This window comes from Sphingobium sp. AP50, from assembly GCF_900109095.1.
Taxonomy (GTDB): domain Bacteria; phylum Pseudomonadota; class Alphaproteobacteria; order Sphingomonadales; family Sphingomonadaceae; genus Sphingobium.
Genome location: NZ_FNYZ01000001.1, coordinates 282,051 through 302,292, shown reverse-complemented (window position 1 = coordinate 302,292; position 20,242 = coordinate 282,051). Strand labels below are relative to the sequence as shown.

Below are 20,242 nucleotides of genomic sequence, written 5' to 3'. Positions count from 1 at the left end.
AGGTTGATTGACTATGTCGCGCATTTGCGAGCTGACCGGTAAGGGTCGCCAGGTGGGTCACAATGTTTCCCATGCCAATAACAAGACCAAGCGTGTGTTCCTGCCGAACCTGCAGAACGTATCGCTGCTCTCCGAAACGCTGGAAACCAGCGTGAAGCTGCGCGTGTCGACCCATGGCCTGCGTTCGGTCGAACATAATGGCGGCCTGGACAACTGGCTGGTCAAGACCAGCGACGACAAGCTGTCGTTGAAGGCCCGTCGCCTGAAGCGCGATATCGTCAAGAAGAAGGCTGCCGTCGCAGCCTGATTCGCCTCGATTCGTTTCGGCATGAGAAGCGGCCCCTCACCGGGCCGCTTTTTTGCGTGTGTGGTTTTTTTGTACGGCGAGTGCGTTGGCGACTGGCCGCCCCCCACCCCAACCCCTCCCCTTAAGAGGAGGGGCTTTGCCCTATCCTTAAAAGCCTCTCACACCTTCCCGCATTCATCCCCCTTCATCTTGCCGTCCGCTTGTTCTATGGCCGCAATCCTCATTCCAGAAGGACGCCATTTTGATCCTGGACCTTGCCGCCGCCGCTTCGGGCGCCATTCAATTCAAAGATCTGGGTCTGGACCCGGTCGCGCTCAATCTGGGCTTCTTCACCCTGAAATGGTACAGCCTCGCCTATCTGGCGGGCATCCTGATCGGCTATTGGTATCTGCTGAAGCTGGTGGAGCAGCCCGGATCGCCGATGGCGCGGCGCCATGCGGACGACATGATCTTCTATGCGACGCTGGGCATCATCATCGGCGGGCGGCTGGCCTATGTGATCTTCTACCAGCCGGAAATCCTGCGCAACCCGATCGACATCTTCAAGCTGTGGAATGGCGGCATGTCCTTCCATGGCGGGGCGCTGGGCGTGTCGCTGGGCATATTGTACATGGCGTGGAAGGAGAAGCTGAGCTGGCTGCGCATCCATGACTATGTCGCCTGCGTCGTACCGTTCGGCCTGTTCTTCGGGCGACTCGCCAATTTCGTGAACGGCGAATTGTGGGGCAAGGAAACCGACGTGCCCTGGGCCATCATCTTCCCGACCGGTGGCCCCTTCCCCCGCCACCCCAGCCAGCTTTATGAAGCCGCGCTGGAAGGGGTCGTGCTGTTCCTGATCCTCGCCTTCGCCTTCTGGAAGACCCGCGCGCGCTACAAGCCCGGCATGCTGGTCGGCATCTTCGTCTTTGGCTATGGCTGCTTCCGCTTCGCGATCGAATATTTCCGTGAGGCAGACGCCCAGTTGATGGAATTCGCCGCCCGCACCGGCCTGCATATGGGCCAATGGCTGTGCATCCCGATGATCGTCGGCGGCCTGTACCTGATCGTCACCGCCAAGGGCCGACGCCTGCGCGTGGAGCCAGTGGCCGGGACCAGCAGTGTCGCCTGATCCCTTTTCGCCCGTATCGATCCCGCTGGCCGAACGGCTGGCGCGGCAGATCGATTCGGGCGGGCCGATCTCCGTCGCGCATTATATGGGCGAGGCGAACCAGCATTATTATGCCACCCGCGACCCGCTGGGCGCAGAGGGCGATTTCACCACCGCACCTGAAATCAGCCAGATGTTCGGCGAACTGGTGGGGCTGGCGCTGGCTGACGTGTGGATGCGGTCGGGGCGGCGCGCCGATCCTGTCTATGCCGAACTGGGGCCGGGGCGCGGCACGCTGGCGTCGGACGCGATCCGGGCGATGGAGCGCACGGCGCTGGCGCCCAAAGTGCATCTGGTGGAAACCAGCCCTACGCTGCGCGGCCGCCAGCGCGCTTTGCTGCCCCATGCCGTCCATCATGACAGCATCGAAAGCCTGCCCGATCAGGGACCGTTGCTGATCGTCGCCAATGAATTTTTCGACGCCCTGCCCGTGCGCCAGTGCATCCGCGTGGGGGACGAATGGCGCGAGCGCGTCGTCATCCGGCGCGAGGAGGAAGGGCGGTTCATCCCCGTGGCCGGCTATCGCCGGATCGAATCGGGCCTGCCGCCGATCGCCAACGAAGCGCCCGATGGCGCAATCATCGAAAGCCCGATCGCGGGGGCCAGCATCGCCTATGCGCTGGCCCATCGCATCGCCAAGCAGGGCGGCGCGGCGATCATCATCGACTATGGCTATGAAGGGCCGGCGCTAGGCGACACGTTGCAGGCGGTGAAGGCGCACCAGTTTGCCGATCCCTTCGCCGATCCGGGCGAAGTGGACCTGACCACCCATGTCGACTTCACCGTATTGGGCAATATGGCGCGGCAGGCGGGGCTGCGCGTGCATGGCCCGGTGGGTCAGGGCGAATTTCTGCGCCAGCTGGGCATTGACGGGCGCGCCGACCAGCTGGCCCGCACCGCGCCGGAACGGGCTGCCGAAGTGGAGGCGGCCCGTCGCCGCCTGACCGGAGAGCAGGAAATGGGCACGCTGTTCAAGGCGATGGCCTGGACGCATCCGGACTGGGCCGATCCGGCGGGATTTGCGCGGTAGAGCGTCAAGTTCGGAGCAGGACGAGTTAAGAACCGTTCGTGCTGAGCAGGGACTTCGCTCAATGGCTACTCAGGACGAACGGCGGTTGGGTATCCCCGAACTCCAAGCCTAACTTTTGGAGAAAGACTTAGTCTTCCTGATAATAGCGGCTGAGGCGGCGGATGAAGCCGATGAGGCCGGTCTGGCGGCTGCGCTTCATGCGTTCGGCGTGCAGGATGGTTTGCACTCGCTGGAAGCAATCTTCCGCATCGACGTTGCACAGGACATAATCATAGCCGTCCCAGTGCGCGATTTCGTTCGCGGCGCGGGCCATGCGGCCTTCGATCACTTCATTGCTGTCGGTCGCGCGGCCGCGCAGGCGGCGTTCCAGCTCCTCCATCGAGGGCGGCAGGATGAAGATGCGGACAACATCGCCACCGGCAATCTGGTGCAGCTGCTGCGCGCCCTGCCAGTCGATATCGAACAGCACGTCCTTGCCGGACTTGAGCATTTCCTCGACCGGCGCGCGCGGCGTGCCGTAGCGCTGGCCGAAAACATGCGCCCATTCCAGAAATTCCTGCTCGCCCGTCATCCGGCGAAATTCTTCCAGATCGACGAAATGATAGTCCTTGCCGTCGACTTCGCCCGGCCGGATCGACCGGGTGGTGGCGGAAATGGACATGGACAAATCCGGCTCGGCCGCCAGCAATTTGCGCGCAATCGTCGATTTGCCCGCGCCCGAGGGCGAGGACAGGACGAACAGCACGCCGCGGCGCTTGAAATCGGGAGTCTCGGAAGGGTTCGTGTCGGCCATGGCCGCTAGTGACGCCAGAGCGCCTTTTTTGCAAGAGGCGGCGTGCGGGCTTAGAGGCTGTTTGGAAATGCGCAAAAAAGCGCATTTCGAGAACCGCACCAGCCCTCACCCCCACCCGGCCGCCCATCAGGATACCATATTTGGGCGGTCGGGTGGGGGTGAGGGCTGGTGCGGATGCGCCAGAGGCGCATTTCCAAACAGACTCTTACTGCCCCTTGAGCGCCTTGCGCGCGCTTTCGATCGGGATGGCGCCGCCGCTCTGATCGGGCAGCAGCTTTTGCGCCTTCTTGCGCTTCAACTCCCGATTCGCCTCATATACCCGGCCCGCCATATAGGCGCCGGTCACGAACAGCGCGCCGGCGGGATAGCGCATGATGAGCCGCTTGGCCCCGGCCCCGGCGAGCAGACCGACCACGCCCTTCTTGCCCGTCGCCGCCGCGACCCGGGCCGCGACGATCGTTGCGCCGACACGGGCCGCCTTTCGCAGCAGCCCGGCCTTTTTCGGCGGGCGGATCGTCACCAGCGGTGCGGCTGGGCCAAGGACGGGGTTGGGCGTCTTCCTCTTCATAGAGGGTTAATGTACCGCAGCCCCGCCGGTTCCGCCAGTTGATCTGGATCAGACCATATTTTCGGGCCGCACAAGGCGATCGAACGTCGCTTCATCGACAAGACCCAGTTCCAGCCCGGCTTCCTTGAGCGTCAGCCCCTTCTTGTGCGCATGCTTGGCGATGGTGGCGGCATTGTCATAGCCGATTTCGGGCGCCAGCGCCGTCACCAGCATCAGCGACCGGTTCACCAGATCGGCGATCCGCGCTTCATTGGCCTGCAAGCCGTCGACGCAGCGTTCGGCGAAACTTTCCATGCCGACGCTGAGCAGATGGATGGAGCGCAGCACATTGGCGCCGATCAGCGGCATGAAGACATTGAGTTCGAAATGCCCCTGCATGCCGCCGACGGTGACGGCCTGATGATTGCCAATCACCTGCGCGGCCACCATGGTCAGCGATTCGCACTGGGTCGGGTTGACCTTGCCCGGCATGATCGAACTGCCCGGTTCATTGGCGGGCAGGTCCAACTCGCCCAGACCAGAGCGGGGGCCGGAGCCTAGGAAGCGGATGTCGTTGGCGATCTTGGTCAGGGCCACCGCCAGCGTGCTCAATGCGCCGGAGAAGAAGACGAGGCCATCCTTGGCGGCGAGCTGTTCGAACTTGTTGGGCGCGCTTTCGAAGGCGGTCCCGGCAATGTCGCTGATCGCCGCCGTCATATCCTCCGCCCAGCCTTCGGGCGCGTTGAGGCCGGTGCCGACCGCGGTGCCGCCGATCGCCAGCTTGCGGATATTGCCGTTGAGCGCCCCCTCGACCCGCGCCTTCGCGCTGACAAGCTGGGCGGCATAGCCGGAAAATTCCTGCCCCAGCGTCAGCGGCGTGGCATCCTGCGTGTGGGTGCGGCCGATCTTGACGATATGGCCCCAACCCTGCGCCTTCTCCGTGAGCGAAGCGGTCAGCTTTTCCAGCGCCGGGATCAGCAGGTCGCGCGTGGCGATCACCGTCGCGACGTGCAGCGCGGTCGGAAAGCTGTCGTTGGACGACTGGCTCATATTCACATGGTCGTTGGGATGGACCGGGCTCTTGCCACCGCGCGTGCCGGCCAGTTGCTCATTGGCATAGCCGGCAATCACTTCATTGACGTTCATATTGGTCTGGGTGCCGCTACCCGTCTGCCAGATGACGAGCGGGAACTGGTCGTCCAGCGCGCCGGAGACGATCTGCTGCGCGGCATTCTCGATCCCCGCGACGATCCCGGCGTCCAGGCCATGTTTGGCATTCACCCGCGCCGCCGCCTGCTTCACGATCGCCTGCGCATGGACGATGCCGATCGGCATGCGTTCGGTAAGGCCAAAGGGGAAATTTTCGATACTGCGCTGCGTCTGCGCGCCCCAATAGGCGTCGGCAGGAACTTCGATCGCGCCAATGCTGTCGGTTTCGGTGCGGGTAGCGGACATGCATTACTCCCAGTTAAGAATCAGTCGCAAAACTGGGTTCGATGTAGGGAGAGACGCGGAAAATCCAAGCGTTAATTGCCTCGGAAAAGCGTAGAATAGTCCAGACGAGCGGCATCAGGAATCGGGAGGCAAGCTGACATGTTCGGATGGTTCAAAAAGCGATCGCAGCGACTGGAGCCGGAAGCGCGCTGGGAAGTCAGCATCGACGCGACATGCATCATAGTGCGGGATGCGTCCGGTGAGGTCAAAATGGTCAACAGGGCCGAATTGTCCGGCATCCTGATAGAAACCAACGATAGCGGTCCGTGGGGTGCCGATGTCTGGTGGCTGTTCTTTGGCGCGGACGATCATATCGCCTGCGCCTATCCCCAAGGCGCTACAGGAGAGGCCGCTGTGCTGAAGGCACTGATGGCGCTGGAAGGCTTCGACCATGCGCAAATGACTGCCGCGATGGGATCGACCGGGAATGCGATCTTCCCGGTTTGGCGCAGGTCGAATTAGAGCGAAGAGAAGCGAAAGCCCCCTACTTCTTCTTCCCGAAGTCCACCGTCACGACGTTGGAGCCGTCCTCGCTCGTTACCGCCGGCGCGTCATTTTCGGCGGCGTCATGGGGTTCGGGCAGTTCGTCTGCCGCGACCTGGAACTGGAGGGCGAAATTGACTGCCGGATCGACGAAGGCGGTGATCGCGCTGAAGGGGATATAGAGGTGGGCCGCGACCTGATTGAAGGTCAGGCTGACCTCGAAATGGCGATCGCTGACCTTCAAATCCCAATATTTATTCTGGAGGACGATGGTCATTTCGTCCGGGAAGCGCTCGATCAAATGCTTGGGGATGTCGACACCGGGCGCCTGCGTCTTGAACGTGATGTAGAAATGATGCGCGCCGGGCAGGCCGCCCGACTGCTGCACTTCGCCCAGCACGCGGCCGACGACTGCGCGCAGGGCCTCCTGCACGATTTCGTCATAGGGAATCAGGCTGTCGGGCAGGTCTTCACTCATGGCGCAATGTCCTAACGGCACGAAACCGACGGTCAACCCCGTCCTGACAGATTGCATGAATGGCGACACGCGCTATAGGGCGGCCATGCGCACGGCCGAGATTCACCGCAACACGGCGGAAACCCAGATCGACGTCACCGTCAACCTCGACGGGACTGGCCTCTATACGGTGTCGACGGGCATCGGCTTTTTCGATCATATGATCGAACAGCTGTCGCGCCATTCGCTGATCGACATGAACGTCAAGACGGTCGGCGACCTGCATGTCGACCAGCATCACACGACCGAGGATACCGCGATCGCCATCGGCGAAGCGGTGGCCAAGGCGCTGGCCGACAAGCGCGGCATCAGCCGCTATGGCAGCGTCTATTCGCCGATGGACGAGACGCTGAGCCGCGTGGCGCTCGATATTTCGGGCCGCCCCTGGCTGGTGTGCAAACTGCCCTTCACCGTCACCAAGATCGGCGAATGGGATACGGAGATGGTGGAGCATTTCTTCCACAGCTTCGCGCAGGCGGCCGGCATCACGCTGCATATCGAGCTGCTCTATGGCAGCAACAATCACCATATCGTCGAAAGCGCGTTCAAGGGCCTGGCCCGCGCGCTGCGGCAGGCGGTGGAAATCGACCCGCGCAAGGCGGATGCGATCCCGTCGACCAAGGGCATCCTGTAAATCTTACCGAAGGGTCATTCCATGTTCGTCATTGCGCTCACCTATACCGCTTCGATCGAAGTGCTGGACGGGCATCTGGCGGATCATCGGGCATGGCTGGATCAGGGGATTGCCGATGGCTGGCTGTTGCTGGCCGGGCGGCGCGAACCGCGCACTGGCGGCATCTTGCTGGCGCGGGGTACAAAAGCGGATATTCAGGAGAAGGCGGCGACCGATCCCTTCGTGGTGAACGGCGCGGCATCGTTCGAACTGATCGAATTCCTGCCGGCGCGGGCCGCCAGCGTCAATCTGGAGACGCTGCTGCCATGACCATCGCCCTGATCGATTATGGCGCGGGCAATCTCCATTCGGTGCATAATGCCCTGCGCAAAGCGGGCGCGACCGATGTGATCATCACCGCCGATGCCGATGTGGTGGCTAAGGCGGATCGTATCGTGCTGCCCGGCGTGGGCGCCTTTCGCGCATGCCGCGATGCACTGGTCGCGATCCCCGGCATGGTGGACGCGATGAACGAGGCCGTGAACGCACGCGGCATTCCGTTCCTTGGCGTGTGCGTGGGGATGCAGTTGCTAGCCGATGCGGGCGAAGAATTCGGCCGGCATGAAGGCCTGGGCTGGATTCCCGGCACGGTGCGGCTGATCGAGCCGACTGACGCAGCCGTGAAAGTGCCGCATATGGGCTGGAACGATGTGGTGCTGAATGGACAGCCCCCGCTGATCGAGGCGGGCGAGGCCTATTTCCTGCACAGCTATCATTATGAAGCCGCCGATCCGGCGCATGTCGCCGCCGTGACCAACCATGGCGGACCGCTGGTCGCCGCCGTGGCGCGCGACACCATCATCGGCTGCCAGTTCCACCCGGAAAAGAGCCAGCGCTACGGCCTGTCTTTCCTGTCCCGTTTTCTCGACTGGCGGCCCTGAGCCTCCGTTCGCGCAAAGGTTGATCCCATGTCCCTGATCGTCTTTCCCGCCATCGACCTTAAAGGCGGCCAGGTCGTCCGCCTGGCCGAGGGCGATATGGATCGCGCCACCGTCTATGGTGACAATCCAGCCGCGCAGGCCCTGCTGTTCGCGGAAAGCGGCGCGCAGCATCTGCATGTGGTCGATCTGGACGGCAGCTTTGCGGGCCATGCGGTCAATGCCGCAGCGGTCGAGGCGATCGTGGAAGCCTTTCCCGGCCATGTGCAACTGGGTGGCGGCATCCGCAATCGGGAAGCGGTGGAGCGCTGGTTCGACCTGGGCGTATCGCGCATCGTGATCGGCACGGCGGCGCTGAAAGACCCGGCCTTCGTCAAGGCAGCGGCACGCGACTTCCCCGGCGGGATCGTCGTGGCGGTCGATGCGCGCGACGGCTTCGTCGCGACCGACGGCTGGGCGGAAAAGAGCGACATGCCGGTCATCGACCTGGCCCGCCGGTTCGAGGATGCAGGCGTTGCCAGCCTGCTCTTCACCGATGTCGGCCGCGACGGGTTGCTGAAGGGCGTGAATATCGACGCGACCGTCGACCTCGCCCGTGCCACCGACATGCCGGTGATCGCCAGCGGCGGCGTGGCGGGGATCGCGGATATCCGCATCCTTAGCCTGCATGCCGATGACGGGATCGAAGGGGTCATAACCGGCCGCGCGCTGTATGACGGGCGCCTCGACCTCAAGGCCGCGCTGGCGGTTGCGCAGGCGGCGGCGTGAAGCAAGTTTCCGCTCGTCCTGAGTAGCCATTGAGCGAAGTCGAAATGGCGTATCAAAGGATGCTTCGATACGGGGCTTCGACAGGCTCAGCCCCTACTCAGCACGAACGGTGATAATGGAGTAGAAAATTGACCGTCCGCACCCGTGTCATTCCCTGTCTCGACGTTGCCAATGGGCGCGTGGTGAAGGGCGTCAATTTCGTCGACCTGAAGGACGCCGGCGATCCGGTGGAACAGGCCAAGCTCTATGACGCGGCGGGGGCGGATGAACTCTGTTTCCTCGACATCACCGCCACGCATGAGGCGCGCGGGACCATATTGGACGTGGTGCGCCGCACCGCCGAAGTCTGCTTCATGCCCGTGACCGTGGGCGGCGGCGTGCGCAGCGCCGAGGATGCGCGCGCGTTGCTACTGGCCGGCGCGGACAAGGTGGCGGTCAACAGCGCGGCGGTCGTGCGGCCCGAACTGGTCGCCGACATTGCCGACCGTTTCGGCAGCCAGTGCATCGTCGGATCGGTCGACGCCCGGCGGGTGGGCGACAACAAGTGGGAAATCTTCACCCATGGCGGTCGCAAACCGACCGGCATCGATGCGCTGGAGCATGCGCTGAAGCTGGCCGAACTGGGCGCGGGCGAACTGCTCGTCACGTCGATGGACGGGGACGGCACGAAGCAGGGCTATGACCTGGCCCTGACCCGCGCCATTGCCGACGCGGTATCGGTGCCGGTGATCGCCAGCGGCGGCGTCGGCACGCTCGACCATCTGGTCGAAGGCGTGGTCGAAGGCCATGCCAGCGCGGTGCTGGCCGCCTCCATATTTCATTTCGGTCAACACACTATTGCCGAAGCGCATCAGGCTCTGGCAGCGGCAGGCATTCCGGTCCGCCACCACTAAGCCCCGGAAAAGCCGGCTTATGTCGGGTTAATTTACAGTAACCATATTTCCGGAGTCCCGAGCCAGCCGGCCGGCCCCGGAAAAGCGTCATCTCACAAAATTGGCACGCAACCTGCGAAGGGAAGATCAGGGTCGTTTCGAAGCGATTATTTCTTCTTGAGACAGGGGTGAATAGTATGAAAATCAGCAAAACTCTCCTCGCGGTCGGGGCCGCAGGACTGATGGGCACCGCTGTGCCCGCACCGGCGCAGGCCACCTGGTGGTGCTGGTTCGGCAAGTGCGGCGGCTCTTCGTCGGGCGGTACGACCAGTTCCGGTGGCACGACTAGCTCGGGTGGCTCTTCGGGCGGCACGCCGACCCCGGTGCCCGAACCGGAACAGATGGCGCTGTTCGGCATGGGGGCGGCCGTACTGGTCGGCCGCCTGTTCATCGCGAACCGCAAGCGCAAATAATATAGTTGACGGGTCGCGCGCGCGGCGCTTGATGCAGGCCCATGCGCGCGACCCTTCAAACCCTGGAACAGACCATCCTCCAGCGACGGAAGGCCGACCCGTCAGCCTCCTATGTCGCCAAGCTCGCCGCCAGGGGCCGCGCCAAGATTGCGCAGAAGGTCGGCGAGGAAGCGGTGGAAGCCGTCATCGCCGCCATGGCGGACGATCGACAGGAACTGATCGGCGAGAGCGCAGACCTGATTTTTCACCTGATGATGTTGCTGGCCGATCTGGACGTGCCGTTCGACGCGGTGCTGGACGAACTGGACCGGCGCGAGGGCATGTCGGGCATCGCGGAGAAAGCCGCGCGCCCGAAGGATTGAACGGAAAGATGTGGCCCGCTTTGCGTTGATGCAGTTTGGCATCAGACGCAGGGGGAAGACATCATGGTCCGGACAGTCATCGGCGGATTGCTTGGCGGGATCGCCATGTTCATCACCGGATTTATTTTCTGGGGGACGCCGCTGTCCGCGCTGGCGTTCAGCCGGGCGGGCGATGAGGCCAGCGCCAATCTGCAAGCCGCCATGGCACAGGCGCTCACCCAGACCGGCACCGGCGTCTATATCATTCCCGATCCGGCGACGGCGCAGGGCACGATCCTCTATGGCCGTGGCCCGGTGGCGCAGGTCTTCTACAATAGCAGCGGTTTTCCGGTGATGGATGGCAGCGCGCTGATCGGCGGACTGATCCTGTCGCTGATCGTTGGCGTGCTGATTGCGCTGGCGCTGCGCTTTGCGCTCAGCGATTTCGCCAGCCGGGTGCGGGTCAGCATCCTGTTCGCGCTGGCGGCGGTGCTGTGGCTGCATATCGGGCAGGCCGTGTTCAACCATGCGCCCTGGGGCTATATCCTCTACCTCGCCTTCAGCGATTTCGTGGCGCTGGCGCTGGCCGGCCTGATCGCCGCGAAGCTGATGGAGACGAAAGTCGCATCAGTCGGCACCGTTCACTAAGCCATTTCCTGCGCCATGCGGATCATGCAGGCGGCGTGGCGGCGGGCAATGGCCATGCGGTCCGCGCCATAGCCGCCGCCCATGGTGCTGGCGACGGGCAGACTGCGCGCCCGCGCCTGTCGCATGACGAAGCGATCGCGGGCGTCCAGACCGACATCGCTCAGCGCCAGTCGCCCCAGCCGATCGTCAGCATGCGGATCGATCCCGGCCTGATAGAGGATGAGGTCGGGGCGGAAATCGTCCAGCACGCGCGGCAATATGTCCGTCAGCACTGCCAGATAGGCGTCGTCTCCGGTCCCGTCTTCCAGCCCGATGTCGAGCGTCGAGCGCGCCTTTCGCACCGGGAAATTCTTTTCCGCGTGGATCGACAAAGTGAAGATGTCGCCGCGCCCCGCCAGCAGCGATGCGGTGCCGTCGCCCTGATGCACGTCGAGGTCGAGGATCAGGATGCGCGCCGCATCCCCCTCCGCAATCAGCCGGTTGGCGGCGATGGCAAGGTCGTTGAACACGCAATAGCCCGCGCCCGTATCGGCCAGCGCATGGTGGCTGCCGCCTGCCGCATTGGCGGCATAGCCATGGGTCAGCGCCAGTTTCGCCGCCAGCCAGGTGCCGCCGGGCGACAGCAGCGAACGGCGCATCACCCGATCGGTCACGGGAAAGCCGATCCGCCGTTCCTTTTCCGGCGGCACCGACAGAGTCAGCACCTGGTCTACATAGGCGGGATCATGCACCACCTCTATCCATATGCGGGGCATGGGCTGTGGGGTATGGCACTGAAAAGCCACGCCGCTTTCCGCCAGCGCATCCATCACCAGACCATATTTGTCGAAACGAAATACGTTCCCATCCGTTGCAGGGGAGACATAGGCGGGATGGTGAATAACGTGCAGCATGATCTTTTCCCGCTATCGCGATTTGAACCGTGGCGGCTTTGCGCTATCTGGTCCAGCATGAACCGTCCCGATTTGATCCGTTTTTCGCTGCTGGCGCTGCTTGGCATCGGCACATCTCCGCTTGCAGCGCAAACCCAGCCCCCTGTGGTCGCGCCGACGCTGACCCCGCAGACCGTGCAGCCGCTGCCCGTGCCACCGCCTCCGATCCCGATTCCGGCCCTGTCGCCGGCGCAGGAAGACTGGGCCAATGGCTGGTTGCAGACCGGCGCGGCGCAGGGTTTGATGGCGCGGCAGAAGGCGAGCGGCCCGCTGAAGGGCGAGGCGCTGGTGAGCGCCCTGCTCGATCGCGCGAAGGCACTGGGCACCGGCCGCGTCGACAGCGCCGATTTTCTGGAAGTCTGGGCGCTGCGCCCCGCCACCATCGATCCGCGCCCTGCGCTGGCCAAGGCGGTCAGCGAAGATCGGCTGCAACAATGGGCCAATGGCCTGACGCCGCCCTGGTCGGGCTATGACACGCTGCGCAAGGGCCTTATCAAATATGAGGCGATCCGCGACAAGGGCGGCTGGCCGACCCTGACCGCCGGCACCTCGCCCGACGTGGTGCGCGCCCGCATCGCGCTGGAAGACCCCGCCGTCACGCAGAATGAAAATCTGGTCGATGTGATCCAGCGCGCCCAGCGCCGCTATGGGCTGGAGCCGACCGGCGCGCTGGGCGCCCGCACGCTCGAAGCGCTCAATGTCAGCGTGGACGACCGGATCGCCGCGATCATGGCGAATATGGAACGGTGGCGCTGGATGCCGCGCAGCCTGCCGGTCAACCGTGTGCAGGTGAATATCGCCGCTGCCGTGCTGACCGTGTTCGAAGGCGACCAGCCGGTCACGTCGATGCGCGCCGTCACCGGCAGCCCGACCAACCAGACGCCGATGCTGTCGTCCAGCATCCATTCGATCGTGGTCAATCCGCCCTGGAACGTGCCGATGTCGATCGCCAAGCGCGAATTGTTCCCCAAGGGACGCGCGACGCTGATCAAGCAGGGTTACAAGATCATCAAGACGCCCGAAGGCGGCGAACGCATCGTCCAGCCGGCCGGTCCCGGCAGCGCGCTGGGCCGGTTGAAGTTCGATTTCAACAATCCCTTCGCCGTCTATCTGCACGACACGCCGTCGCGCGGGAAATTTTCCAGCTATGACCGTCTGGCCAGCCATGGTTGCATCCGTCTGGAAAAGCCGGTGGCGCTGGCCGAACGGATGGTCGCCGCCGACCCCAATCTGAATGGCCAGATCCAGACGCTGATCGACGAGGGCAAGACGCAGCGCGTGTCGCTGCCCAGCCAGGTCGCGGTCTATCTGCTCTACTGGACTGCCTTTGCCGGCAATAATGGCACGGTCAGCTTCCGCGCCGACCCTTATGGCTGGGACAAGCTGCTGGCCCAGAAGATCGAGGCATCGAGCCGCCGGGTCGATCCCACTGCCGCCCCATCCCCTGCTATCGCATCGAAGGACTGACACCCCATGCGCAAAATTGCCCTTATCGCCCTCGCCGGTGCTCTGGCCCTTGCCGCCTGCGGCAAGAAGGAAGAAGAAGCCCCTGTGACCAACAATCTGGTCGAGCCGCCGGTCGAAAATGTGATCGTCGACGAACCCGAAGCGCCGCTGCCCGAAGTGCAGAATAATGCCGTCGCGACTCCGGTCGCGCCGCCGCCCTCCGTATCGGAACAGCAACAGATTCAGGATGATGCCGAAGCCACCGGCATGACGTCACGCCTGCCAGAAGGCGGCGAACAGAGCCAGCCAGCGGACAGATCGAGCACGACAGGCAACTGAAACCGCCCGCCCCGGTCTTCAACCGGGGCGACGGCTTTGCTATATTGCGGCCATGGATCGCCGCAATTTTACGAAGTTCGCTTTAAGCGGACTCGCCTTTTCGTTTCTGTCGGACAGCATGGGTCGCGCCGCTCTGCCGACAGCATCTGAAACGCTTGGATCGAAAGCTCTGGCGCCTGAACCCACGAGTCTCGCTCCGGTTCCGGCGACGCCGCGCGCCGTCGCAGAAAAACCTTATGCCCCGCTGCTGGAGCGGGCCAAGGCGGCGCTCGACAATCATGCCCATCATTTCGAATTGCGCGATCGGGTGGCGATCGTCGATTTCGACGCCCCGTCAAAGGATATGCGGATGCATATCGTCGACCTGATCGGCGGGCAGACCAGCAGCTATCTGGTGTCGCACGGGCGCGGGTCCGATCCGGCCCATTCAGGCTGGCTGCACAGCTTTTCCAACGAACCCAATTCGCTGGCCAGCAGCCAGGGCGCGTTCAAGACCGGCGATATCTATGTCGGCCAGCATGGCCGGTCGATGCGACTGATCGGCCTGGACGCACAGAACAACAATGCCGAATCGCGCGCGATCGTCGTCCATGGCGCCGATTATGTGAGCGAGGACCATGTCGCGGCCTGGGGCAAATGCGGCCGCAGCGAAGGCTGTTTCGCGGTGGCGCCGCATCTGGTGCCACAGGTGCTGGCGCTGCTGGGGCCGGGGCGGATGCTCTATGCGGACAGGCTGGGCACGGCCTGAGCATTTGTTTGGAAAATGCGCCGCTGGCGCGGCAACAAAAATGCGCTCTTTCGCGCATTTTTCAAACAGCCTTTAGCCTCATTGGGTTGCCGAACCTTTAGGGTATGACCAGTTCCATCCCGGCCTTCACCCGGTCAAGCGCGACATAGCTGTGATAGCTGGCGACTGAGTCATTCTCGGCGAAGAGGCGGCGGGTGGTCGCTTCATAACTGCGCATGTCCGGCGCGACGATCAGCATGATGAAGCTGCGGCCGCCGGTGACATAATAGCATTGCTGCACGTCCGGATCGGCGCGAAATAATGCCTTCGCCTGATCGACCCGTGCCGCCTTCTCATCGACCAGATTGACCTCCACGATCGATGTGACGCCAAGCCCCACCGCGTCCGGATCGACGATCGCGGCATTGGCGGCAATCACGCCATGCTTTTCCATCGCAGCGATGCGGCGCTGCACGGCGGCGGTGGACAGATTCACCGCTTCGGCAATGGCACGTTGCGGCATGCGATTGTCGCGCTGGACGAGTCGCAGGATCGCCCGGTCGAAGGCGTCCAGCGGGCGATAGGAAGGGCGGATAGCAGGCATATATGCGTAATTGTTGCATTTGACTGCCCGATCAAGAGCATTTTTCCCGCTGCAATGATGATAAAACCCGCTCTGCACGATGGGCAGGACAGGCGCGGCATGAACAGGACAGCCAATAGCAATATCTATGCGGGCCTCGCCTGCGGCATGGGCGCCGGCGCATTGTGGGGCCTGGTGTTTCTGGCACCTGAGGTGATCAGCGGATTCAGCCCGTTGCAGCAGGCGGTCGGCCGCTATCTGGCCTATGGTGCGCTGTCACTGATCCTGATCGCGCCGCGCTGGCGCAGCCTTGCCGCGCGTCTGACGCCGCGCCTGCTCTGGGCGCTGGCCTGGCTCGCGCTGGCGGGCAATCTCTTTTATTATGTGCTGCTGGCGAGCGCGGTGCAGATGGGCGGCATCGCCATGACATCGCTCGTCGTCGGCTTCCTGCCGGTGGCGGTGACGATCATCGGCAGCCGGGAAGCTGGAGCGCTGTCGCTGCGGCAACTGGCGCCCTCGCTGCTGCTGTGCATCGCTGGCGCACTCTGCATCGGCTGGCAGGCGGTGGTGATGCCGGGGACCGGGCCGGTCGCCACGCGCCTGACGGGCTTTCTCTGCGCGGTGGGGGCGCTTGCCTCCTGGACCACCTTCGCCATCGGTAATAATCATTGGCTGCGGCGTCAGCCGGATATGCCGGCGCAGGACTGGAACCTGCTGATCGGTCTGGCCACCGGGGCGCAGGCCCTGCTGTTCCTGCCGGTCGTGTTCCTGTTTGGCCTGGGCGATCATGATGCAGCCGCCTGGACGAAGTTCGCTTCTGTCTCCTTCGCTGTCGCGCTGCTCGCGTCGATCGTCGGCAACATGCTGTGGAACCGCATGAGCCGGTTGCTGCCGCTGACCATGGTCGGCCAGATGATCCTGTTCGAAACCGGCTTCGCACTGCTCTATGGCTTTCTGTGGGAACGCAGGCTTCCGACACCGCTGGAGGGCACCGCCTTCCTGCTGGTGATCGGCAGCGTCATCACCTGCATCGCCGCGCATCGGCGGCCGGTTGCGGCAGAAGCCACGATGGCAGCCTGATTGCGTCCTTTCCCCTTTGACAGAATCGCTATAGGGCGATTTTCATGACCAACATGTTTCTTGTGATGGGCGGCGGCGCGATCGGCGCGGCGCTGCGCTATCAACTGGGCCGCTTCGTCGCCCCCATGACCCCCGGTGCCATCTGGCCCTGGGGTACTTTTGCCGCCAATCTGATCGGTGGCCTTGCCATGGGCCTGCTCGCCGGATGGCTGGCGCGCGGCAGTGCCACATCTGGCGAACCGATCCGCCTGCTGCTGGGCGTGGGCGTATTGGGCGGCTTCACCACCTTTTCCGCCTTCAGCCTGGAAACCATGCTGATGATCGAGCGCGGGCAGATTGCGATGGCGCTGGCCTATGCGGTCGCTTCGGTGATCGGAGCGGTCGGCGCACTGGCGCTGGGCCTCAACCTGATGCGGAGTGCCGTGGCATGAAGGGGCGTCCTCCCAGCAAGAGCGGCGCGGGTTCGCGCGGCAATGATACGCGCAGCGCTGGCCCGCGTGGCGGCAAGCCGTCCGGCGGCCGTCCTTCGGATCGCAAGGCGGGTGATCGCAAGCCCGCCGATCGCAAAACAGGTGGTGCGCTGGGTCGCGGCAAGCCATCCAGCCCGCGCAAGAGCGACGGCGACAAGCCCGCTTTCCGGCCCAAGGCGCCCGCCGCCGCCAAATCGGCCGCTGCCAAGCCCGCGCCCGCAAAGGCGGCATCGGCCCCCGCAAAGCCCAATCCGGCCAAGGGCGTTTCGCTCGACGTGCGGCAGTTCCGGGTGAAGGCGGACGATGACGGCATCCGCCTCGACCGCTGGTTCCAGCGCCATCTGCCCGATGTCGGCTTCAATCTGGTGTCGCGCTGGTCGCGTACCGGCCAACTCCGCGTCGATGGCGCGCGCGCGGCGCCGGGCGATCGCATCGTCGAAGGCCAGATGATCCGCGTGCCCCCCGCCGAAGCGAAGCCCGAAGCGGCGGAAAAGCCCAAGCGCGTGCGCGTGATCGACCTGACCCCCGACGAGATCGCCTTTGCGCAGGAGATGGTGATCCATCGCGACGAGCAGGCGATCGTCATCAACAAGCCTCCCGGCCTCGCCACGCAGGGCGGCACCAAGACCGACGAGCATGTCGACAAGCTGCTCGACGGCCTGCTGTTCGACGCGGAATCGCGCCCCAAGCTGGTGCATCGGCTGGACAAGGATACGTCAGGCGCGCTGCTGCTGGCCCGCTCCAGCCGCTCCGCCGCCCATTTCGCCAAGGCTTTCTCCAGCCGCACGGCGCGCAAAGTCTATTGGGCGCTGGTGATCGGCGTGCCGTCGATCGGCGACGGTATGATCGAACTGCCGCTCGCCAAGCAGCCGGGCACCGGCGGCGAGAAGATGCATGTCGATCAGGAGGAAGGGCTGCCCGCCCGCACCCGCTATCGCGTGATCGAACGTGCCGGCAACCGCGCCGCCTGGGTGGAACTGCAACCCTATACCGGCCGCACCCACCAGTTGCGCGTGCATCTGGCCGCGATCGGCTTCCCGATCGTGGGCGACGGCAAATATGGCGGCAAGGACGCCTTCCTGTCCGGCACGATCAGCCGCAAGATGCACCTGCACGCCCGGCGCATCCGCGTCGACCATCCTGATGGCGGCCGGGTCGACGTGATGGCCGATCTGCCGACGCATTTCGCCAACAGCTTGCAAGAACTGGGCTTCGATCTTTCCCTCGGCGACATGCCGCTGGACGACGAGATCGACCGCACGCCGACCCGCGAGGATGAAAAGCGGTTCGCCCGGCAGCATGCCAAGCAGGTCCGCAAGGATCGCAAGGGCGAGCGTCGCTCACGGGGCGGCCCGAATAAGGGATGACGCCGGGCGCGCCCTATCGCTGGCGTGACGAGGCGGCAATCCGGGCCTTCGTGGCGCAAGCGGGCTTCGGCCTGCTCTGCGTCGCGGGGCCGGACAAGGTGCATGTCGTGCATCTGCCGCTCCTGTGGCTGGATGACCGGCGGATCGGGGTGCATATCCATCGCGCCAATCCGATCGTCCGGCATCTGGAGGGGCAGGACGCGCTGATCGTCGTCACCGGTCCGCATGGCTATGTCAGCCCGGACTGGTATGGCCTGCCCGACAAGGTGCCGACCTGGAACTATCTGTCCGCCGAACTGCGCGGGCCGATGGCGCGGCTGGACGCGGACGCCACCGTCGCGCAGATCGACGCGCTGAGCCATGATCAGGAAGCGCGGCTGGCGCCCAAGCCGGTGTGGACGCGCGACAAGATGGCGCCGGGTAGTTTCGATCGGCTGCTGGGCGGCCTGATCGGCTTTTCCATGCAGGTGGAGACGGTGCACGGCACCGCCAAGCTGGGACAGGACAAGCCGGAAGCTGCGCGCGCGGGCGTGGCAGAGGCGCTGGACGCCGGCGGTAACGGGGAATTGGCGGCGCTGATGCGGGCGACGATGACGGATGCGGTTGCGCCCGGGGTGGACATCGGGGCGGACATGGCATGAGCAATCCCCTGGTCGTCTTCGATTGCGATGGCACGCTGGTCGACAGCCAGCATAGCATCTGCACGGCGATGGCCCGCGCGTTCGAGGATGTAAAACTGGCCCCGCCGGAGCGCCCGGCGATCCTGTCGGTGGTCGGCCTGTCGCTGCCGGCGGCGATGGCGCGACTGTTGCCAGAGGCGGAGAGCGATTTCCACGATCATCTGACGGAGCGCTATAAACAGGCCTTTCACGCGCTGCGGCGCGAAAATGCCGTGTCGGAACCGCTCTATCCCGGCATCGGCGATCTGGTGCGGGAACTGGATGCGGCGGGATGGCTGCTGGGCGTGGCGACCGGCAAGTCCGATCGTGGCCTCAACCTCTGCCTGACCCATCATGGCATCATCGACCGGTTCGTGACGCTCCAGACCGCCGATCGCCACCCGTCCAAGCCGCATCCCTCCATGCTGCTGACCGCCATGGCGGAAGCGGGCGCGGCGCCCGAAACCACGGTGATGATTGGCGACACCAGTTTCGACATCGACATGGGGCTGGCGGCGGGCGCGCGCACGATCGGGGTCGGCTGGGGTTATCATCTGCCCGATGAACTGGTCGCGGCCGGTGCCCATGCCGTAGCGATGGACAGCGCGGCCCTACGCGGCCATATCGGCGCGCCATGACCGACCTTCCCCCTACCCCGCCGCCGCCTGTCGATCCCGAAAAGATCGCGCGCCAGCGCCACTTCGCCATCGGCATCTTTCGCCTGTCGGGCGCCTTCATCGTGATGTTCGGCTTTCTTGCCATCATGCAGCGGTTCGACTGGGTACAGGGCAACCGGGCCAAGGCGTTCGGCGCGATCATGGTCGTCACCGGCCTGTTCCAGTTCGTCATCGTCCCGCGCCTGCTGCTGGTGCTGTTCCGCCAGAGGCCGCCGCAATGAAGCGTTTTTATACGGATGTGACGATCGTCGAGGCCGAGGGCGGTTTCGCGATCCAGCTGGATGGCCGCCCGGTCCGCACCCCGGCGCGCGCGCGGCTGGCGCTGCCGACGCAGGCGCTGGCGCAAGCGGTTGCGGAGGAATGGCGGGCGCAGGGCGAGACGATCGAACCGGCCTCCATGCCGATGACCGGGCTGGCCAATGCGGCAATCGACCATGTCGCGGCGAACAAGGCGGATTTTGCCGCCGGGGTGGCACGCTATGCGCAGAGCGACCTGCTCTGTTACCGTGCCGATGGCCCCGATACTTTGGTCGCGCGGCAGGCGGCGGCGTGGGAGCCGCTGCTCGACTGGGCGCGGGCACGCTATGACGTTGCCTTCGCCGTGACCCAGGGCATCATCCCCGTGCCCCAGCCGGACGAGACGCTGGCCCGGCTGGAGGCGGCCGTCGTCGCGCTCGATCCCTTCATATTGACGGGCCTGTCGACTTTGGTGACACTCAGCGGATCGCTGGTATGCGGTCTGGCGCTGGTCGAGGGCGGGCAGGATCGTGATGCGATCTGGCAGGCGGCGGAGATTGACGAGGCCTGGCAGGTCGAACAATGGGGCGAGGATGCCGAAGCCAGCGCCCGCAGTGCGCGGCGCACAGCCGATTTCGCCACCGCCGCAGCTTTTTGCGTGCTGGCCCGCGCCTGAAAGGCTGGAACCCGCGCGCCCTTTCGGTCATTCTGCCGATCGATGATGCGGGCCCTAGACCCCGACTGACCTTAGGCC

28 protein-coding genes are annotated in these 20,242 nt (G+C 64.5%); 22 read left to right on the top strand and 6 right to left on the bottom strand.

From position 1 onward, the window contains the following. Window positions 1–13: 13 nt before the first annotated feature. From rpmB to BMY84_RS01585, 3 genes are all read left to right on the top strand, one after another. Window positions 14–307, top strand: a complete 294-nt coding sequence (gene rpmB / locus BMY84_RS01595; protein WP_093013597.1) for a 50S ribosomal protein L28 — start codon at window positions 14–16, stop codon at window positions 305–307. A gap of 241 nt (window positions 308–548) precedes the next feature. Then, window positions 549–1,415 carry a prolipoprotein diacylglyceryl transferase gene (lgt, locus tag BMY84_RS01590; RefSeq protein ID WP_093079781.1) on the top strand — a complete coding sequence of 289 codons (867 nt, stop codon included), beginning with the start codon at window positions 549–551 and terminating at the stop codon, window positions 1,413–1,415. Window positions 1,416–1,500: 85 nt separating this feature from the next. Then, on the top strand, window positions 1,501–2,484 hold the full coding sequence (locus tag BMY84_RS01585; protein WP_256215092.1) for a class I SAM-dependent methyltransferase: 984 nt from the start codon (window positions 1,501–1,503) through the stop codon (window positions 2,482–2,484). Window positions 2,485–2,611: 127 nt separating this feature from the next. Here BMY84_RS01585 and gmk read toward each other — a convergent pair whose 3' ends face one another. The 3 genes from gmk to fumC form a co-directional block, all read right to left on the bottom strand. Further along, window positions 2,612–3,277 (bottom strand): guanylate kinase, encoded by a 666-nt coding sequence (gmk, locus tag BMY84_RS01580; RefSeq protein ID WP_093079775.1) that lies wholly within the window; start codon window positions 3,275–3,277, stop codon window positions 2,612–2,614. A 205-nt stretch (window positions 3,278–3,482) separates the two neighbouring features. Further along, window positions 3,483–3,845 (bottom strand): hypothetical protein, encoded by a 363-nt coding sequence (locus tag BMY84_RS01575; RefSeq protein ID WP_093079772.1) that lies wholly within the window; start codon window positions 3,843–3,845, stop codon window positions 3,483–3,485. A 48-nt stretch (window positions 3,846–3,893) separates the two neighbouring features. After that, window positions 3,894–5,279 (bottom strand): class II fumarate hydratase, encoded by a 1,386-nt coding sequence (gene fumC / locus BMY84_RS01570; RefSeq protein ID WP_093079769.1) that lies wholly within the window; start codon window positions 5,277–5,279, stop codon window positions 3,894–3,896. A gap of 138 nt (window positions 5,280–5,417) precedes the next feature. On the opposite strand from fumC, the gene BMY84_RS01565 reads away from it, so the two are divergent. Next, window positions 5,418–5,780: a hypothetical protein gene (locus BMY84_RS01565; RefSeq protein ID WP_093079767.1), complete on the top strand. Its 363-nt coding sequence runs from the start codon at window positions 5,418–5,420 to the stop codon at window positions 5,778–5,780. A 22-nt stretch (window positions 5,781–5,802) separates the two neighbouring features. Here BMY84_RS01565 and BMY84_RS01560 read toward each other — a convergent pair whose 3' ends face one another. Continuing rightward, complete coding sequence (locus BMY84_RS01560) at window positions 5,803–6,279, bottom strand: SspB family protein (protein WP_093079764.1); 477 nt, start codon at window positions 6,277–6,279, stop codon at window positions 5,803–5,805. A gap of 85 nt (window positions 6,280–6,364) precedes the next feature. Between BMY84_RS01560 and hisB the strand changes: the two genes are divergently transcribed. The 8 genes from hisB (at window position 6,365) to BMY84_RS01520 (ending at window position 10,971) form a co-directional block, all read left to right on the top strand. Next, window positions 6,365–6,952 carry an imidazoleglycerol-phosphate dehydratase HisB gene (hisB, locus tag BMY84_RS01555; RefSeq protein ID WP_093081592.1) on the top strand — a complete coding sequence of 196 codons (588 nt, stop codon included), beginning with the start codon at window positions 6,365–6,367 and terminating at the stop codon, window positions 6,950–6,952. A 21-nt stretch (window positions 6,953–6,973) separates the two neighbouring features. After that, a complete protein-coding gene (locus BMY84_RS01550; RefSeq protein ID WP_093079762.1) occupies window positions 6,974–7,261 on the top strand; it encodes a YciI family protein in 288 nt (95 codons plus the stop codon). Beyond that, window positions 7,258–7,872 carry an imidazole glycerol phosphate synthase subunit HisH gene (gene hisH / locus BMY84_RS01545; RefSeq protein WP_093079759.1) on the top strand — a complete coding sequence of 205 codons (615 nt, stop codon included), beginning with the start codon at window positions 7,258–7,260 and terminating at the stop codon, window positions 7,870–7,872. Before BMY84_RS01550 ends, hisH begins: the two co-directional genes overlap by 4 nt. Window positions 7,873–7,899: 27 nt before the next feature. Then, window positions 7,900–8,637 (top strand): 1-(5-phosphoribosyl)-5-[(5-phosphoribosylamino)methylideneamino]imidazole-4-carboxamide isomerase, encoded by a 738-nt coding sequence (hisA, locus tag BMY84_RS01540; protein ID WP_093079757.1) that lies wholly within the window; start codon window positions 7,900–7,902, stop codon window positions 8,635–8,637. Between the two features lie 128 nt (window positions 8,638–8,765). Beyond that, on the top strand, window positions 8,766–9,530 hold the full coding sequence (gene hisF, locus BMY84_RS01535; RefSeq protein WP_093079754.1) for an imidazole glycerol phosphate synthase subunit HisF: 765 nt from the start codon (window positions 8,766–8,768) through the stop codon (window positions 9,528–9,530). A gap of 176 nt (window positions 9,531–9,706) precedes the next feature. Next, a complete protein-coding gene (locus tag BMY84_RS01530; protein WP_093079751.1) occupies window positions 9,707–9,982 on the top strand; it encodes a PEP-CTERM sorting domain-containing protein in 276 nt (91 codons plus the stop codon). A gap of 41 nt (window positions 9,983–10,023) precedes the next feature. Continuing rightward, complete coding sequence (locus tag BMY84_RS01525; protein ID WP_093079749.1) at window positions 10,024–10,344, top strand: phosphoribosyl-ATP diphosphatase; 321 nt, start codon at window positions 10,024–10,026, stop codon at window positions 10,342–10,344. A 63-nt stretch (window positions 10,345–10,407) separates the two neighbouring features. Further along, window positions 10,408–10,971, top strand: a complete 564-nt coding sequence (locus tag BMY84_RS01520; protein ID WP_177203862.1) for a hypothetical protein — start codon at window positions 10,408–10,410, stop codon at window positions 10,969–10,971. On the opposite strand, the gene BMY84_RS01515 is transcribed toward BMY84_RS01520, so the two are convergent. Further along, the gene (locus BMY84_RS01515) at window positions 10,968–11,864 is read right to left on the bottom strand and encodes a histone deacetylase family protein (protein ID WP_093079744.1); all 897 of its coding nucleotides are present in this window, start codon (window positions 11,862–11,864) and stop codon (window positions 10,968–10,970) included. The genes BMY84_RS01520 and BMY84_RS01515 overlap by 4 nt on opposite strands. Window positions 11,865–11,921: 57 nt before the next feature. On the opposite strand from BMY84_RS01515, the gene BMY84_RS01510 reads away from it, so the two are divergent. Genes BMY84_RS01510 through BMY84_RS01500 form a run of 3 tightly spaced genes read left to right on the top strand, consistent with a single transcriptional unit; the run spans window position 11,922 to window position 14,436 of the window. After that, the gene (locus tag BMY84_RS01510; RefSeq protein ID WP_093079741.1) at window positions 11,922–13,370 is read left to right on the top strand and encodes a L,D-transpeptidase family protein; all 1,449 of its coding nucleotides are present in this window, start codon (window positions 11,922–11,924) and stop codon (window positions 13,368–13,370) included. A gap of 6 nt (window positions 13,371–13,376) precedes the next feature. Next, complete coding sequence (locus BMY84_RS01505; RefSeq protein WP_093079737.1) at window positions 13,377–13,688, top strand: hypothetical protein; 312 nt, start codon at window positions 13,377–13,379, stop codon at window positions 13,686–13,688. 52 nt (window positions 13,689–13,740) lie between these two features. After that, entirely contained in the window at window positions 13,741–14,436 is a 696-nt protein-coding gene (locus tag BMY84_RS01500) for a murein L,D-transpeptidase catalytic domain family protein (protein WP_093079734.1), read from the top strand. A 97-nt stretch (window positions 14,437–14,533) separates the two neighbouring features. Here BMY84_RS01500 and BMY84_RS01495 read toward each other — a convergent pair whose 3' ends face one another. After that, window positions 14,534–15,019, bottom strand: a complete 486-nt coding sequence (locus tag BMY84_RS01495; protein ID WP_177203861.1) for an Lrp/AsnC family transcriptional regulator — start codon at window positions 15,017–15,019, stop codon at window positions 14,534–14,536. Between the two features lie 99 nt (window positions 15,020–15,118). Between BMY84_RS01495 and BMY84_RS01490 the strand changes: the two genes are divergently transcribed. The 7 genes from BMY84_RS01490 to BMY84_RS01460 are packed head-to-tail and all read left to right on the top strand — an operon-like array spanning window position 15,119 to window position 20,164. Beyond that, window positions 15,119–16,078 carry a DMT family transporter gene (locus BMY84_RS01490; RefSeq protein WP_093079731.1) on the top strand — a complete coding sequence of 320 codons (960 nt, stop codon included), beginning with the start codon at window positions 15,119–15,121 and terminating at the stop codon, window positions 16,076–16,078. A gap of 44 nt (window positions 16,079–16,122) precedes the next feature. Continuing rightward, window positions 16,123–16,509 carry a fluoride efflux transporter CrcB gene (crcB, locus tag BMY84_RS01485; RefSeq protein ID WP_093079729.1) on the top strand — a complete coding sequence of 129 codons (387 nt, stop codon included), beginning with the start codon at window positions 16,123–16,125 and terminating at the stop codon, window positions 16,507–16,509. Further along, the gene (locus BMY84_RS01480) at window positions 16,506–17,915 is read left to right on the top strand and encodes an RluA family pseudouridine synthase (RefSeq protein WP_093079726.1); all 1,410 of its coding nucleotides are present in this window, start codon (window positions 16,506–16,508) and stop codon (window positions 17,913–17,915) included. Before crcB ends, BMY84_RS01480 begins: the two co-directional genes overlap by 4 nt. Further along, entirely contained in the window at window positions 17,912–18,556 is a 645-nt protein-coding gene (locus tag BMY84_RS01475) for an FMN-binding negative transcriptional regulator (RefSeq protein WP_093079722.1), read from the top strand. Before BMY84_RS01480 ends, BMY84_RS01475 begins: the two co-directional genes overlap by 4 nt. Further along, window positions 18,553–19,212, top strand: coding sequence for an HAD-IA family hydrolase (locus tag BMY84_RS01470; RefSeq protein WP_093079719.1), 660 nt, complete (start codon window positions 18,553–18,555; stop codon window positions 19,210–19,212). Before BMY84_RS01475 ends, BMY84_RS01470 begins: the two co-directional genes overlap by 4 nt. Beyond that, on the top strand, window positions 19,209–19,472 hold the full coding sequence (locus tag BMY84_RS01465; protein WP_093079717.1) for a hypothetical protein: 264 nt from the start codon (window positions 19,209–19,211) through the stop codon (window positions 19,470–19,472). The genes BMY84_RS01470 and BMY84_RS01465 overlap by 4 nt, the downstream gene beginning before the upstream one ends. Beyond that, window positions 19,469–20,164, top strand: coding sequence for an ATP12 family chaperone protein (locus tag BMY84_RS01460; RefSeq protein ID WP_093079714.1), 696 nt, complete (start codon window positions 19,469–19,471; stop codon window positions 20,162–20,164). Before BMY84_RS01465 ends, BMY84_RS01460 begins: the two co-directional genes overlap by 4 nt. Window positions 20,165–20,242: the final 78 nt, after the last annotated feature.

Excerpts from the sequence above, each read along its gene's own strand:
- BMY84_RS01530 (WP_093079751.1), top strand. The coding sequence starts at position 9,707 with ATGAAAATCAGCAAAACTCTCCTCGCGGTCGGGGCCGCAGGACTGATG.
- BMY84_RS01475 (WP_093079722.1), top strand. The coding sequence starts at position 17,912 with ATGACGCCGGGCGCGCCCTATCGCTGGCGTGACGAGGCGGCAATCCGG.
- crcB (WP_093079729.1), top strand. The coding sequence starts at position 16,123 with ATGACCAACATGTTTCTTGTGATGGGCGGCGGCGCGATCGGCGCGGCG.
- BMY84_RS01520 (WP_177203862.1), top strand. The coding sequence starts at position 10,408 with ATGGTCCGGACAGTCATCGGCGGATTGCTTGGCGGGATCGCCATGTTC.
- hisA (WP_093079757.1), top strand. The coding sequence starts at position 7,900 with ATGTCCCTGATCGTCTTTCCCGCCATCGACCTTAAAGGCGGCCAGGTC.
- BMY84_RS01460 (WP_093079714.1), top strand. The coding sequence starts at position 19,469 with ATGAAGCGTTTTTATACGGATGTGACGATCGTCGAGGCCGAGGGCGGT.
- BMY84_RS01565 (WP_093079767.1), top strand. The coding sequence starts at position 5,418 with ATGTTCGGATGGTTCAAAAAGCGATCGCAGCGACTGGAGCCGGAAGCG.
- BMY84_RS01490 (WP_093079731.1), top strand. The coding sequence starts at position 15,119 with ATGAACAGGACAGCCAATAGCAATATCTATGCGGGCCTCGCCTGCGGC.
- BMY84_RS01560 (WP_093079764.1), bottom strand. The coding sequence starts at position 6,279 with ATGAGTGAAGACCTGCCCGACAGCCTGATTCCCTATGACGAAATCGTG.
- hisH (WP_093079759.1), top strand. The coding sequence starts at position 7,258 with ATGACCATCGCCCTGATCGATTATGGCGCGGGCAATCTCCATTCGGTG.
- rpmB (WP_093013597.1), top strand. The coding sequence starts at position 14 with ATGTCGCGCATTTGCGAGCTGACCGGTAAGGGTCGCCAGGTGGGTCAC.
- BMY84_RS01505 (WP_093079737.1), top strand. The coding sequence starts at position 13,377 with ATGCGCAAAATTGCCCTTATCGCCCTCGCCGGTGCTCTGGCCCTTGCC.
- BMY84_RS01550 (WP_093079762.1), top strand. The coding sequence starts at position 6,974 with ATGTTCGTCATTGCGCTCACCTATACCGCTTCGATCGAAGTGCTGGAC.
- BMY84_RS01500 (WP_093079734.1), top strand. The coding sequence starts at position 13,741 with ATGGATCGCCGCAATTTTACGAAGTTCGCTTTAAGCGGACTCGCCTTT.
- BMY84_RS01525 (WP_093079749.1), top strand. The coding sequence starts at position 10,024 with ATGCGCGCGACCCTTCAAACCCTGGAACAGACCATCCTCCAGCGACGG.
- BMY84_RS01510 (WP_093079741.1), top strand. The coding sequence starts at position 11,922 with ATGAACCGTCCCGATTTGATCCGTTTTTCGCTGCTGGCGCTGCTTGGC.
- BMY84_RS01465 (WP_093079717.1), top strand. The coding sequence starts at position 19,209 with ATGACCGACCTTCCCCCTACCCCGCCGCCGCCTGTCGATCCCGAAAAG.
- BMY84_RS01495 (WP_177203861.1), bottom strand. The coding sequence starts at position 15,019 with ATGCCTGCTATCCGCCCTTCCTATCGCCCGCTGGACGCCTTCGACCGG.
- gmk (WP_093079775.1), bottom strand. The coding sequence starts at position 3,277 with ATGGCCGACACGAACCCTTCCGAGACTCCCGATTTCAAGCGCCGCGGC.
- fumC (WP_093079769.1), bottom strand. The coding sequence starts at position 5,279 with ATGTCCGCTACCCGCACCGAAACCGACAGCATTGGCGCGATCGAAGTT.
- hisB (WP_093081592.1), top strand. The coding sequence starts at position 6,365 with ATGCGCACGGCCGAGATTCACCGCAACACGGCGGAAACCCAGATCGAC.
- BMY84_RS01515 (WP_093079744.1), bottom strand. The coding sequence starts at position 11,864 with ATGCTGCACGTTATTCACCATCCCGCCTATGTCTCCCCTGCAACGGAT.
- BMY84_RS01585 (WP_256215092.1), top strand. The coding sequence starts at position 1,501 with ATGGGCGAGGCGAACCAGCATTATTATGCCACCCGCGACCCGCTGGGC.
- BMY84_RS01575 (WP_093079772.1), bottom strand. The coding sequence starts at position 3,845 with ATGAAGAGGAAGACGCCCAACCCCGTCCTTGGCCCAGCCGCACCGCTG.
- BMY84_RS01470 (WP_093079719.1), top strand. The coding sequence starts at position 18,553 with ATGAGCAATCCCCTGGTCGTCTTCGATTGCGATGGCACGCTGGTCGAC.
- BMY84_RS01480 (WP_093079726.1), top strand. The coding sequence starts at position 16,506 with ATGAAGGGGCGTCCTCCCAGCAAGAGCGGCGCGGGTTCGCGCGGCAAT.